This window comes from Streptomyces sp. B15 (assembly GCF_018070605.1).
Classification (GTDB): Bacteria; Actinomycetota; Actinomycetes; order Streptomycetales; family Streptomycetaceae; genus Streptomyces; species Streptomyces smyrnaeus.
The window spans coordinates 172137-185683 of sequence record NZ_JAGPXJ010000001.1 but is presented as its reverse complement, the minus strand read 5'-3'; the positions used below and the strand labels follow the sequence as shown (position 1 = coordinate 185683).

Sequence of the window (13547 nt, the reverse complement as noted above, 5' to 3'; positions counted from 1 at the left end):
CTACCTACCCCTGCCCCTGCTCGCCCGGATGAGTCAACGGTCCACTTTCTCACCCGCGGCCGGGGGGTTGTCGCTTTCCCGTTCGGTGTCGTCCCCGTCACCGTGCGCGGTGTCCAGGCCTCCTGCTGCCTCCCCGGTGGCGATGGCCTCGGTGGCTGTGGCCCCCGGCGCGTCGCCTTTCGACCTGTCCTTCTCGGAGGCGTTCTCGGAAGCGTTCTCGGGGTCGTTCTCCGGGGCGTTCTCGGAGGCATCCGCCGAGGCGTCGTCGGAGCCGTCCGTGTCCCCGTCGGCGTCCGGCTGCTCCAGCGGTGCGTCCGGGTCGGGGGCCGGGCCGGAGCGCTTGCGCTGGGTGTACATCCGGATACCGGCCAGGACGATCAGCAGCACGCCGCCTGCGATCACCAGGAGCACGGTCGAGGTGATGGAGGTCACGTTGACCTGGAACTTCATCACCTTGCCGTAGCGGTCGCCGTCCTGGGTGTAGAGCTGGGCGTACACATAGGCGCGGCCGTTGTTCTTGGCGGTGGTGTCGAACTTGAGGGTCTGGGTGTGCTCCCCGTCGACCTTGACCCGCTTGGGGTCGCCCACATCCAGGCCGACCCGGCTGGAGCTCAGCTCCAGGACGAGCCCGTCCACGCCCTGGGCGAGGTTGTTCTGGACGGTGACCGGGATGGTGGCCTCGCGCCCGGAGAGGGTGATGTCCGACTTCTTGATGAGCTTGACCGCGCCGCGCAACTCCAGCAGGTACTCCTCCACGTTGTCGCGGTAGCCCCGTGCGGCGCGGCGCTCGCCCCGCCAGGCGTTGGAGACCTCACGGTCTATGGCGGTGGTGAAGGGCGGCATGACGCGGTCGGCCTTGCTGAGGATCTGGGTGAAGTCGTCCAGCCCGTCCTTGGTCTTCCGTACCTGTTCGAAGGCGGCGGTGGGCAGCTCCGTCTTGCGCAGCGAGGAGGGGTAGGCGGAGGGGGCGGGCATCTTGCGCCGTGCGTCGGGGTCCGGCTTGGCCTTGGCGGCGTCGGCCAGGCTGCTGGTCTCGGCCCAGCCGCTGCGGCCGAGTGCCTTGATGCCGGCCGCCATGGCCTGGGCCTGGGAGACGCTGGGCATGCGCTGCGGGGCGACGACGACGCTGCGGGTGCGGGAGGGAACCTGCCGGGCGAGGGCGAGGGACTGGGCGGTGAACCGCTGGACGGCCAGCGAGGACGCTCCGGCGCGGGAGAGGTCGCCCTCGAAAGCGGTGGACAGCGGTGCGTCGGCGACCAGCGCGGTGCTGCCGCTGCCGATGGGGCGGGCGGCGGTGGGGCTGTAGGAGAGTCCGTTCTCGCGCACGCTGTCGCTGCGGGCGATGACGTTGTGCGCGCCCGCCGAGGTGGCGACGTCCACGATGGAGGAGTCCACGGCGCCCTTGTACGGCCAGGCGAAGTCGGTGCTCGGTTTCACGTGGAGCACCACCTCGACCGTCTCCCTGGCCAGCCTGGTGGCCTGGCCCAGCGAGCTGAGCGCCCCGCGGACCTGTGTGCCGCGGTGGGCGAGCGAGGCCAGATCGGGGTCGGCGAACGGGAGGGCGACGACCTCCTTGCCGTCGACGGCCTCCTGGAGCTCGGCCAGCCACTGTTTGGCGTACTCCTGGCCCTTTCCTGCGACGGTGTCGTCCGGACCGCCGCCCGGCTTGCGCACCCGGTAGCGGCCCGCCATCATGTCGACGCTCGCGAGCAGATCGGGGTCGATGACCCAGGTGACGTTCAGGTCCTTGCCGAGCTCCAGCATCTGCTGGAGGCGACCGCCGGGTGCCAGTTCCTTGGCGAGCGTGTCGTCGCGGAAGACCGGGGTCTGCTGCTTGTCGGACTGGGTGCGCGCTGTGACGTGCGGAGTGGAGATCAGCGGCCACAGATGGGTGAACCGGGTCCGGTGGCCGGACGCCTCCTCCTGCCAGGGCAGGAAGGTACGGCCCATGCCGAGGATCTGGTCGTAGGGGCGGCTGCGGGTCTGCCCCATGAGGGAGACGCCGAGCTGGTGGACGCCGTCGGTGCTCAGGCGGAGGTCGCTGACGGGGATCTTGAGTGTGAAGGAGCGGGTGACCCCGGAGGCGAGACCGCTGAGCTTTGTGCCGTGGTCGCCGGGGACCTCGGTGCCGTCGGCGCCGGGGAGATAGCCCTTGCGGCGCGCGGCCTGCTCGATGCCGCTGCGGGAGGTGAGGGTGGGCCCGATGCGCGGGGTCAGGCGCAGCCGGGTCAGCGTCGTGTTGCTGGTGTTGGTGACGGTGCCGCTCAAGGTGAGGGTGTCGCCCTGCTCCGGGACGGAGGGGGTGACCTCGTTGAGGGAGATCCGTGCGCTGCGGGAGCCGGTGCCGGTGCGGGCCGACTCCTTGGCCGGTGCCTTCGCCGGTGCTGCGGCCTGGGGGGCGGCGCCCGCGGGTGCCACGGAGGCGGCGGAAGCCGCAGGAGCCGCAGAAGCTGCCGTGGGGAGCGCCCCTGCCAGCACGGGAAGGGCGGCGAGGAGGAGCACCGCGGCCCGTCGCCTCCAGCGGTTCGTCCCCCTTGGGCCAGCCGTTCCCCTTGGACCAGGGGGAGCCTGGCTCTCAGCCGCCTCGGCCACGCGCACGTCCATCCCGTCGTCGGTCGTCGTCCCGTTCGCCTGATGGTAACGATGCCTGAAGGGTGGAAGTGCCGCGCCGTCCACCACATGATCACCCGGCGTCGTATCGGCCTGGTAACCGTCGGCGCCGTGCCCTGGTGGGCGGGAGCCGGAACAGGGGCGCCTCGGGGTGGGGCGGCAACGTAACCTGTGCTGTTGTGCCGAATGCCAAGAGTGACAGCCAGGACCAGCCCACCGCCGTGCCCGCGGAGCCCGTAGCCGACCGACCGGCGGCCGAGCAGCTCAGTGAGGTGCAGCGGCGCGCCGTGAGCGAGCTGCTGCGGGTCTCACCGGTGGCGGACGAGCTAGCGCGCCGTTTCCGGGAGGCGGGTTTCCGTCTCGCTCTGGTCGGTGGCTCGGTACGGGACGCACTGCTGGGCCGGCTCGGCAACGATCTCGACTTCACCACGGACGCGCGGCCCGAGGATGTGCTCACGATCGTGCGTCCCTGGGCGGATGCGGTATGGGAGGTGGGCATCGCCTTCGGCACCGTGGGGATCAAGAAATCCGACTTTGTCCTCGAAGTGACGACGTATCGGTCGGAGGTCTACGACCGCACCTCCCGCAAGCCCGAGGTCTCCTACGGCGAGACCATCGAGGAAGACCTCGTCCGCCGTGATTTCACCGTGAACGCGATGGCCGTCGCCCTGCCGGAGAAGCACTTCGTCGACCCGCACGGGGGTCTGGAGGACCTGGCCGCCCGTCGGCTGCGTACGCCGGGCACCCCGCAGTCGTCCTTCTCCGATGATCCGCTGCGAATGATGCGTGCCGCGCGCTTCGCCGCTCAGCTCGACTTCGAGATCGTGCCGGAGGTCGTGGCCGCCATGAAGGAGATGGCGGGCCGGATCGAGATCGTCTCTGCGGAGCGGGTCCGGGACGAGCTGAACAAGCTGCTCGTCTCCCCGAACCCGCGCAAGGGGCTGCGGCTGCTGGTGGAGACCGGGCTCGCCGACCGGGTGCTCCCGGAGCTGCCCGCCTTGCGGCTGGAGCGCGACGAGCACCACCGGCACAAGGACGTCTACGAGCACTCGCTGACCGTGCTGGACCAGGCGATCGACCTGGAGGAGGACGGTCCCGATCTGACGCTGCGACTGGCGGCGCTGCTGCACGACATCGGCAAGCCGAGGACGCGGCGGTTCGAGAAGGACGGCCGGGTCTCCTTCCACCACCACGAGGTGGTGGGCGCCAAGATGGCCAAGAAGCGGATGGCCGCGCTGAAGTACCCCGGCGAGATGATCAAGGACGTCTCGCGGCTGGTGGAGCTGCATCTGCGCTTCCACGGCTATGGCACGGGCGAGTGGACCGACTCGGCCGTGCGCCGCTATGTACGGGACGCCGGTCCGCTGCTGAGCCGGCTGCACAAGCTGACCCGCTCGGACTGCACCACTCGTAACAAGCGGAAGGCGCAGGCGCTCTCCCGCGCGTACGACAGCCTGGAAGAGCGTATCGAGCGGCTCCAGGAGCAGGAGGAGCTGGATGCGCTCCGGCCCGACCTGGACGGCAACGAGATCATGCAGGAGCTCGGCGTGCGGCCGGGCCCCGTGGTGGGGCGGGCCTACAAGCATCTGCTGGAGCTGCGACTGGAGCATGGACCGCTGGGCCGGGACGCGGCCGTCGCGGAGCTCAAGAAGTGGTGGGCCCAGCAGGAGGACGGCCGGTAGACGGGCTGACCCGGTCCATTCCGCCGCGTTTCGTTTCACGTGAAACACGGAAGAGCGCGGCGGCGATGGATGCATACAGCACCGCCACCCCAAGCACGATGACCGTGGAGCGCCCGTCCGGCGGCAGAATGACGGCGGCCACTCCGGCAGCGCCGACGTAGGCGACGTTGTAGAGCATGTCGTAGAGGGAGAAGACCCGTCCGCGGAAGGCGTCGTCGACGGAGATCTGTACGGCGGTGTCCGTGGCGATCTTTCCGGCCTGGGTGACGAGCGCCAGCACGAAGGCGGCGAGCAGTATCGGCACGGGCTGGAAGGACAGCCCCAGTGCGGGTTCCAGCACCGCGGCGACGGCCGCGCACAGTGCCATCCAGCCGAAGATGCCGACCCGCCGCACCGCCGAGGGCGTGATGACGGCGGCGACGAAGAAGCCCAGGCCCGAGAGGCCCAGTGCGACCCCCAGCAGTTGCAGCCCGCCTTCGGTGCGGTTGCTCCCGCTCCATGCGTACCGGGCCAGCATCAGCACCGTGACCGTCAGCGCGCCGTAGCAGAACCGCATCAGTGCGGAGGCGGTCAGCGCATAGGCCGCCGTCGGGCGCGCACGGAGATGGCGCAGCCCGGCCAGCAGCCCCCGAGCGGTGCCGACAACGGCGACCAGCACGCGGGGCTGCACCTCGGTGGGATCGGGGCCGAGCAGATCCTTGCCCATCCGCAGTGAGGCGAGGCCGGCCAGCAGATAGACCGCGGCCCCCGTCAGCAGCACGAGGGTATCCGCCTCGCGTCCTGTTCCGGGGGCGAGATAGCGCACCACGAAGGCCACCCCGCCGCCGAGGGTCGCAGCCAGCGTTCCCGCGGTCGGGGAGAGGGAGTTGGCGATGACAAGGCGCTCACCGTCCACGACCCGGGGCAGCGCGGCCGAGAGCCCGGCGAGGACGAAGCGGTTGATCGCGGTGACGGTGAGCGCCGAGAGGTAGACCAGCCACTCGGGGACGGCCCCGAAGACGAGCGCTGCGGTGGCGGCAGCCAGCGCGGTGCGCAGGAGGTTGCCGAGGAAGAGAACCTGTCGCCGCCGCCAGCGGTCCAGCAGGACACCGACGAACGGTCCCAGGAGGGAGTAGGGCAGCAGCAGCACCGCCAAGGCGGAGGCGATGGCGGCGGGGGAGGTCTCCTTCTCGGGGGAGAAGACGACGTAGGCGGCCAGCGCGACCTGATAGATGCCGTCGGCGTGCTGAGAGAGCAGCCGGACCGTCAGCAGCTTCCGGAAGTCCGGAAAACGGAGCAGGGTGCGCAGGTCGCGGGCGACGGACATGGGGACAGCCTCACACAGTCGAAACGGAGTCCGGCGGTTTCACGTGAAACGGCGATGTTCGCCTCGCCCGTCGCCCTGTCTCACTCCCGCAGTGTCGCGCCCCAGCGCACGGCAGTTCGCGGCGCGGCGACGGAAGAGCGCTGAGGTGCCGGCCGGTGGGCGAGGGAGCTCAGGGTGAATGCGTCGGGAGCCCGGTCCAGTACGCCGCCCCCGGGGTCGTCGGAGCCGTCGTCCCTGCGGACCGGGTCATGCTCGGGCCGCAGTACATCGCGCACCACCATGGCGCACAGATACGCCGTGCCGAGCAGGTGCGCGGCGATGACCAGTTGATAGCCGTCCTCGGGGAGCCCCTGGTGCTTGTCGGAGCCGGTGTAGGCGAGATACATCCAGATGCCGAGGAAGTAGAGCGCCTCGCAGCTCTGCCAGATGAGGAAGTCACGCCATCGGGGGCGGGCCAGCGCCGCCAGCGGAATCAGCCACAGCACGTACTGCGGCGAGTAGACCTTGTTGGTCAGTGCGAACAGCGCGACCACCAGGAAGGCGAGCTGGGCGAACCGGGGGCGGCGGGGTGCGCACAGCGCCAGCGCGGCGACGCCCGCACAGCCCAGGACCATCAGGAGAGTGGCATAGATATTGGCGTCATCGAACGTACGTCCGGTTCGCTGCTGGATGATCAGCCACAGTGAACCGAAGTCCACCGGCCGCTCCTGGCTGAAGGTGTAGAACTTCGCCCAGCCGTCCCAGGACAGCAGCATCACCGGTACGTTCACCACGGCCCATGAGGCGGCGGCTCCTCCGGCCGCCCGACCGAAGGCCCCCCAGCGCCCCGCCCGCCAGCACAGCACCAGCAGTGGACCGAGCAGCAGCACGGGGTAGAGCTTCGCCGCCGTCGCCAGGCCGATCAGTACGCCCGCCGCCAACGGCCGCGAACGGGCCCACAGCAGCATCCCCAGCGCCGTCATCGCGACGGCCAGCAGGTCCCAGTTGATGGTCGCGGTCAGCGCCAGCCCCGGCGCCAGTGCGACGAGCATGCCGTCCCAGGGGCGGTTGTGGTGCGTACGGACCACGCAGACGATCAGCACGGCGAGGCAGACCATCAGCATGCCCGCGTTGATCACCCAGTAGAGCTGCTCGTCCTGCTGCAGCGAGTCCCCGCCGACCGTGAGCTTGGCCGCGATCTGCATGAACACCCCGGTCAGTACCGGGTATTCGAGGTACTCCATTCCGCCGGAGATCCGGTCGGGGATGCGGTCGAGATAGGGCACGAGCCCGTCGGCGAAGCCCCGGCCGTTGTAGAGGTGGGGGATATCGGAGTAGCAGGCGTGGACGTACTGCGAGGTCTGCCCGGAGAACCAGGCACCGTCCAGGCACGGCAGTTTCTGCAGCATGCCGAGCGCGTACATCCCCAGCGCGACGGCCACCACGACGCGGACCGGGGTCCACCAGCCCGTCCCGTCCACGGCGCGCCGTCCCGCCGGGCCGCCGGCCACTTCGCTCGCGGCTGTCGCCACCTCGTCGTGGTCCGTGGGGCGGACGACGGGACGCGCGGCGGGTGGCCGGCCGGGTTGCGGAGCGGGAGTCCGTGCGGTGGGGGCGCTCGTCATGGACTTCATCCTGCCGCACACCGCCTACAACAACGGCCCCGGCTCGGAGTCCGAGCCGGGGCCGTTGTCGTAGGCCGTTGGAGCCGGGCCGTTCGGGCGAGGGCCCTCGGGCCCTTCCGTCAGGTCAGGGACCGTGCCGTCCCCTCACTCTCTTCGGCTGCTGCCCGGACCACCGAAGATCCCACCGGAGTCGTTGTCGCCGGTGTCGCCGGTATCGCCCGTGTCACCGCCCGGTCCTCCGCCCGGGCCGTCCGTTCCGCCGTTGTCGTTGCCACCGTTGTTGTTCCCGCCGTTGTCCTGGCCGTCGTCACACCTCGGATCGAACGGAGGGCAGGACGAGCTCGACGAGGACGGGGAGTCCGACGGAGATTCCGAGGGCTCGTCGGACGGCGTCTCGCTGGGCTTCTCGGACGGGGACGGCGGTGCCGAGGTCTCGGTCGGTGTCGGATCGGGGCTCGCGCCGTCGCCGTAGACCTTCTCGCCGATCGGCTCCGGCACCGGGAAGTCCTTGACGTCGGTGCCCTTCAGGGCCTCCTTCATGTACTTCGTCCAGATCTCGGCCGGGAAGGAGGCGCCGTGGATGGACTTCTGGCCGCCCACGCCGTACATCTTCAGGAACTTCTGCGACTTGGCCTTGTCATCGACCCGCCACATGCCGACCGAGGTGGACAGCTGCGGGGTGTAGCCGGTGAACCAGGCCGACCTGTTGTCGTCCGTGGTACCCGTCTTGCCCGCCGCCGGGCGGCCCAGGGCCTTCGCCGTGGTACCGGTGCCCTTCTGGACCACGGTCTCCAGCATGTTGGTGACGTTGTCGGCGACCGGCCGGTCGAAGGCAGGCTTGGTCTCCTTCTTGTGCTCGTACTCGACCTCGCCCTTCCGCTCGACCTTGGTGACCGAGTAGGGCTCGGCGTGCGTACCGCTGGTGGCGAAGGTGCCGTAGGCGCTGGCCATCCGGATGGCGCTGGGCGCCGAGGTGCCGAGGGAGAAGGTGGGGGTGGTCTTGGCGAGGCTGTCCTCGTTGACGCCCGCGTCCAGTGACGCCTGCTTCACCTTGTCGAGGCCGACGTCCATGCCCAGCTGGATGAAGGGGGTGTTCACCGAGAACTGCATGGCCGTCCGCAGGTTGATCATCCCGCGGCTCTCATTGCCGTCGTTTCTCTGGTGCCACTCCTTGCCGTCCTTGTCGTGCCAGACGCTGCCGTCGTACTTCCGCAGTGTGACCTTGTTGTCGCCGTTGTAGACGCTCTTCGGCGAGACCTTGGTGCGCATGTCCGGGCCCTGCACCTCCGGGCCGTCCGGATCGCGCACCCCGTCCCGCATCGCCGCGGCCATCACGAACGGCTTGAACGTGGAGCCCACCTGGACACCGGTGTAGTCGGCGTTGTTCCTGAAGTGCGTGGTCGCGTCGGCGCCGCCGTAGATGGCCTCGATCGCGCCGTCATGGGGCCGTACGGAGGCCCCGCCGAACTGCACATACTTGTCGACATCGCGCTTGTCCGGGTCGATGTTCTCCTTCCGGACCTGCTCGACGGTCTTCCGCAGCTTGGTCACCTTCTCCTTGTCGAAGGTGGTGTGGATGCGGTAGCCGCCCTGCTTGAGCTGGCGCTCGGAGATGCCGCTGCCGGTGGAGTCGTTGGTGATGTAGTTGTTCGCCAGGTCCACCAGATAGCCGATCTGCCCCTTGAGCTGGGTCGACTTCTTCGGGTCCTTGGGCATCGGGAAGCCCTTGTCCTTGAGCGCGTCGCGGGTGGACTTCTTCATCTTGCCGATGGCCACCTCGCGGTCCAGCGTCCAGGACCAGCGGGCCTCGGCCCGCTTGCGGTTCTTCTCCGGGGTGGCGGCCGAGCCGACGCCGCCCGCCGGGTCGTAGAGGTTCGGCCCGTTCAGCGTGGCGGCCAGGAAGGCGCTCTGGCTGGCGTTGAGCTGATTCGCGTCCACCCGGTAGTAGGCCTGCGCCGCGGCCTGGATGCCGTAGGCGCCGCGCCCGTAGTAGCCGGTGTTGAGATAGCCGGCGAGGATGTCCTTCTTCTCCATCTTCGCGCCGACCTTGACGGAGATCAGCAGCTCCTTGGCCTTACGCGCGATGGTCTGCGACTGATCCAGGTAGGTGTTCTTCACATACTGCTGGGTGATGGTGGAGCCGGACTGGGTCTCACCGCCCATCGCCATCCGGCCTATCGCCCGGGCGATACCCATCGGGTCGACGCCGCTGTCCTGGTAGAAGGACTCGTTCTCGGCGGCGATGACGGCCCACTGCATGGACTCGGGGATCTCGTTGATGCCGACGATCTGCCGGTTGTGGTCACCACCGCCGGCGACCACCATCTGGGTGCCGTCTTTCCAGTAGTAGACGTTCTTCTCCTGCTTGGCGGCCAGCTTCGGGTTCGGGATGTCCACGAGAGCCAGGGCGATCCCCGCCAGGCCCACCATCAGCGCGAAGAAGCCGAAGCACAGTCCCGTGACCAGCTTCCAGGACGGGATCCAGCGCCGTACGCCGTACTTGCCCGCGCGTGGGTAGTCGATGAAGCGCTTGCGCTCGGGTGCCCCGCGCCCGCGGCCCCGGCCGCCGCCACCACGGCGGCCGCCCTGTGCGCCGGCCGCCGCCGCGGCGGCCCGCCGTCGTCCGCCGCCCTGTGCGGCTGCGGCTCTCCTGGCCTCGGCGCGGCCACCGTGTCCGGGCGCGCCCGACTCCGACCGGTGGCCTTGCGCGGCTCGGCGGCCGTACCCGTCGGGGCCCGGTGCGGAGGGCGGTGCCTGCCCGCCCTCGCGCGATGCTGCGCGACGACCGGGCGACGGTGGCGGCTGCGCCGCACGACGGCCGCGCCCCTGCGGCGGCTTTCGACGGTTTCCGCTCATTGGAACAGCTACTCCTCGGGCAGGCGGCCCGTGCGCCTGAAGGTGGCAGTTGGCATCTGGTCCCCCCGAGTGCGCCGGGATGGAAGGACCAGGCCCGGGCGCACTGCACCGGGGACGAGGACGCTCACTCGCATCGCATGGTTCCCGGTGGTCTGCACAGCGGACAGACTACGCAGCTCCAAAACCTTCCTTAGGCCGTATTCGCCTCAATCGACGCAAAGGTACTGCGGTGAATCGGTGATGTGAGTCCCTTCACCGACCCCCCTCTTGTCGCTTCCGAAGCAGCGTTCTATCGTCGAGATGTATCGAGTCGATACATCAGAGCGAGACACGTGCAGCGACACGCGCAGAGCCACGTGCCGAGACATGTGTGGGACGAGCGGTTGTGGACGGAGGTGGGCGACGATGAGCAGGCGCTCAGGCGTTCTCGAGTTCGCCGTACTCGGTCTGCTGCGCGAGTCACCGATGCACGGGTACGAGCTGCGCAAGCGGCTCAACACCTCGCTCGGTGTCTTCCGTGCCTTCAGCTACGGCTCGCTCTACCCCTGCCTCAAAGCGCTGGTACAGCGCGGCTGGCTGGTGGAGGAGCCGAGCGGGCAGCCGGAGGAGCAGCAGCCCGCACGCGCACAGGCGGCACCGCTCGCCGGGCGCCGGGCGAAGATCGTCTACCGGCTGACGGCCGAGGGCAAGGAGCACTTCGAGGACCTCCTCTCCCAGACGGGTCCCGACACCTGGGAGGACGAGCACTTCGGCGTCCGCTTCGCGTTCTTCGGCCAGACCTCGCGCGATGTCCGCATGCGTGTGCTGGAAGGACGCCGCAGCCGGCTGGAGGAGCGGCTCGCGAAGATGCGCGCCTCTCTCGCCCGTACGCGCGAGCGCCTCGACGACTACACGCTCGAACTGCAGCGCCACGGTATGGAATCCGTGGAGCGCGAGGTCCGCTGGCTCAGCGAACTCATCGAGAGCGAGCGGAACGGGACCGAGCGTTCGGGTCGCCCGGCGCGGGAGACCGGTCCGGACCGTCCAGCGCCGGGTCCGTCCGACAACACCGACACATGAGGCCGCGTTCCGTCGCGCGCCTCAGCGAGAACACACAGGGAGCAACCGGAATGGGTTCGGTTCGCGTAGCCATCGCCGGCGTGGGCAACTGCGCCGCATCGCTGGTCCAGGGCGTCGAGTACTACAAGGACGCCGACCCGGACGCCAGGGTGCCGGGTCTGATGCACGTCCAGTTCGGCGACTACCACGTGCGCGACATCGAGTTCGTCGCCGCCTTCGACGTCGACGGCAAGAAGGTGGGCCTCGACCTGGCCGATGCCATCGGCGCCAGCGAGAACAACACCATCAAGATCTGCGACGTGCCGCCCACCGGCATCTCCGTGCAGCGCGGCCACACCTACGACGGTCTGGGCAAGTACTACCGGGAGACCATCGAGGAGTCCGACGCCGCCCCCGTCGACGTCGTCCAGGCGCTCAAGGACTCCCAGGCCGATGTCCTGGTGTGCTACCTGCCCGTCGGCTCCCAGTCGGCCGTCGAGTTCTACGCGCAGTGCGCCATCGACGCCGGGGTCGCCTTCGTCAACGCGCTGCCCGTCTTCATCGCGGGCACCAAGGAGTGGGCGGACAAGTTCACCGCCGCCGGTGTGCCGATCGTCGGTGACGACATCAAGTCGCAGGTCGGCGCCACCATCACCCACCGTGTGATGGCCAAGCTGTTCGAGGACCGCGGTGTGATCCTGGACCGCACGATGCAGCTGAACGTCGGCGGCAACATGGACTTCAAGAACATGCTGGAGCGGGAGCGGCTGGAGTCCAAGAAGATCTCCAAGACGCAGGCCGTCACCTCGCAGATCCCCGACCGGGACCTGGGCGCCGACAATGTGCACATCGGTCCCTCGGACTTCGTCGCCTGGCTCGACGACCGCAAGTGGGCCTACGTCCGGCTGGAGGGGCGCGCCTTCGGTGACGTTCCGCTGAACCTCGAGTACAAGCTGGAGGTGTGGGACTCGCCCAACTCGGCGGGTGTCATCATCGACGCGCTGCGTGCCGCGAAGATCGCCAAGGACCGCGGTATCGGCGGCCCGATCCTGTCCGCGTCGTCGTACTTCATGAAGTCGCCGCCGGTGCAGTACTTCGACGACGTCGCGCGCCAGAACGTGCAGGACTTCATCGAGGGCAAGGCGGAACGCTGACCGCTTCGGTTCAGCCGCCGAGGGGGTACGGGGTTCGTCCCCGTACCCCCTCTTTGCGCTGCTGCGCTTGGGAGGCCTGCTCCCCCAGCCTCCGGCCGGGAGGTGCCCCCAGGGCGCAGGGCTGGCAAGCGCAGCCCCCTGCGCCGGGTGCGAGTCCGGAAGGGGCTGCCCCTGGCGGTGTGTCGCGGGCTGCGGGCGCGTCGTGGCTGGTCGCGCCGTTCCCCGCGCCCCCTTCGGGGCTCTCAGCGATCCACCGTGCGGTCCACCGTCGTGGTCGTGTGGCGCAGGATCGCCGTCAGCTCCTCGCCCACGTGCGGCTCGGGGGCGTCCGAGGGGACGAAGAGGATGGAGACCTGCATGTGCGGGGGCTCCGCGAACCAGCGCTGCTTGCCGGCCCAGACGAACGGGGAGAGGTTGCGGTTGACGGTGGCCAGCCCCGCGCGGGCCACGCCCTTGGCGCGGGGCGTGATGCCGTGCAGCGCCTTGGGGGACTCCAGGCCCACGCCGTGCGAGGTGCCGCCCGCGACGACGACCAGCCAGCCGTCGCCCGACGCCTTGGCCTGTCGGTAGCCGAACCGCTCACCCTTGGCGATCCGGGTGACGTCCAGGATGGCGCCGCGGTACTCGGTGGCGGCGTGGTCGCCCAGCCACAGCCGGGTGCCGATCCGGGCGCGGAAGCGGGTCTGCGGGAACTGCTGCTGGAGGACGGCGAACTCCTCCGGCTTCAGATGGCTGACGAACATCGTCTCTAGCGGCAGCCGCGCCGCCCGCAGCCGGTCCATCCAGCCGATGACCTCCTCGACCGCGTCCGAGCCGTCGGCCCGGTCCAGCGGCAGATGGATGGCGAAGCCCTCCAGGCGGACCTCGTCGATGGCGGCGTGCAGCCGCGGCAGGTCCTGCTCGGTGACTCCGTGCCGCTTCATGCTGCTCATCACCTCGATGACGACCCGGGCGCCGCGCATGAGGCCCACGCCCTCCACCGAGGAGACCGAGCGGATGGCCCGGTCGGGCAGCGGCACCGGCTCCTCGTCCTTGCGGAACGGGGTGAGCACCAGCAGGTCGCCGCCGAACAGGTCCTTGGTGCGGGCCGCCTCGTAGGTCGTACCGACGGCCAGTATGTCGGCCCCGAACTTGGTGGCCTCGTCCGCCAGGCGCTCGTGGCCGAAGCCGTAGCCGTTGCCCTTGCAGACCGGAACGATGCCCGGGAACTGCTGAATCACCGTCTGCTGGTGCGCCCGCCAGCGATCGGTGTCGACATAGAGGGAGAGCGCCATGGCCGGTACGGAACCTTTCTGGT

8 protein-coding genes are annotated in these 13547 nt (G+C 69.6%); 3 read left to right on the top strand and 5 right to left on the bottom strand.

Annotated elements, in window-relative coordinates; all coding sequences use genetic code 11:
- Positions 1–33: 33 nt before the first annotated feature.
- Positions 34–2604, bottom strand: a complete 2571-nt coding sequence (locus tag KBY19_RS00865; RefSeq protein WP_210964897.1) for a DUF6049 family protein — start codon at positions 2602–2604, stop codon at positions 34–36.
- Positions 2605–2831: 227 nt separating this feature from the next.
- Between KBY19_RS00865 and KBY19_RS00860 the strand changes: the two genes are divergently transcribed.
- Positions 2832–4292 (top strand): CCA tRNA nucleotidyltransferase, encoded by a 1461-nt coding sequence (locus tag KBY19_RS00860; RefSeq protein ID WP_210964936.1) that lies wholly within the window; start codon positions 2832–2834, stop codon positions 4290–4292.
- Here the strand turns inward: KBY19_RS00860 and KBY19_RS00855 are convergent.
- The 3 genes from KBY19_RS00855 to KBY19_RS00845 form a co-directional block, all read right to left on the bottom strand.
- A complete protein-coding gene (locus tag KBY19_RS00855; RefSeq protein WP_210964896.1) occupies positions 4255–5598 on the bottom strand; it encodes an MFS transporter in 1344 nt (447 codons plus the stop codon). The two genes, KBY19_RS00860 and KBY19_RS00855, sit on opposite strands and share 38 nt — an antisense overlap.
- A gap of 80 nt (positions 5599–5678) precedes the next feature.
- Complete coding sequence (locus KBY19_RS00850) at positions 5679–7202, bottom strand: glycosyltransferase family 87 protein (protein WP_185017597.1); 1524 nt, start codon at positions 7200–7202, stop codon at positions 5679–5681.
- Between the two features lie 144 nt (positions 7203–7346).
- A complete protein-coding gene (locus tag KBY19_RS00845; protein WP_210955881.1) occupies positions 7347–10058 on the bottom strand; it encodes a transglycosylase domain-containing protein in 2712 nt (903 codons plus the stop codon).
- Positions 10059–10463: 405 nt separating this feature from the next.
- Between KBY19_RS00845 and KBY19_RS00840 the strand changes: the two genes are divergently transcribed.
- Together KBY19_RS00840 and KBY19_RS00835 are read left to right on the top strand one after the other, a co-directional pair.
- Positions 10464–11117: a PadR family transcriptional regulator gene (locus KBY19_RS00840; protein WP_099882779.1), complete on the top strand. Its 654-nt coding sequence runs from the start codon at positions 10464–10466 to the stop codon at positions 11115–11117.
- Positions 11118–11167: 50 nt separating this feature from the next.
- The gene (locus KBY19_RS00835; protein ID WP_209209323.1) at positions 11168–12250 is read left to right on the top strand and encodes an inositol-3-phosphate synthase; all 1083 of its coding nucleotides are present in this window, start codon (positions 11168–11170) and stop codon (positions 12248–12250) included.
- Positions 12251–12492: 242 nt separating this feature from the next.
- On the opposite strand, the gene KBY19_RS00830 is transcribed toward KBY19_RS00835, so the two are convergent.
- Positions 12493–13524, bottom strand: a complete 1032-nt coding sequence (locus tag KBY19_RS00830; RefSeq protein ID WP_099882775.1) for an alanine racemase — start codon at positions 13522–13524, stop codon at positions 12493–12495.
- Positions 13525–13547: the final 23 nt, after the last annotated feature.

Coding starts and splice junctions, on each gene's coding strand:
- KBY19_RS00865 (WP_210964897.1), bottom strand. CDS start 2,604: ATGGACGTGCGCGTGGCCGAGGCGGCTGAGAGCCAGGCTCCCCCTGGT.
- KBY19_RS00855 (WP_210964896.1), bottom strand. CDS start 5,598: ATGTCCGTCGCCCGCGACCTGCGCACCCTGCTCCGTTTTCCGGACTTC.
- KBY19_RS00850 (WP_185017597.1), bottom strand. CDS start 7,202: ATGACGAGCGCCCCCACCGCACGGACTCCCGCTCCGCAACCCGGCCGG.
- KBY19_RS00845 (WP_210955881.1), bottom strand. CDS start 10,058: ATGAGCGGAAACCGTCGAAAGCCGCCGCAGGGGCGCGGCCGTCGTGCG.
- KBY19_RS00840 (WP_099882779.1), top strand. CDS start 10,464: ATGAGCAGGCGCTCAGGCGTTCTCGAGTTCGCCGTACTCGGTCTGCTG.
- KBY19_RS00835 (WP_209209323.1), top strand. CDS start 11,168: ATGGGTTCGGTTCGCGTAGCCATCGCCGGCGTGGGCAACTGCGCCGCA.
- KBY19_RS00830 (WP_099882775.1), bottom strand. CDS start 13,524: ATGGCGCTCTCCCTCTATGTCGACACCGATCGCTGGCGGGCGCACCAG.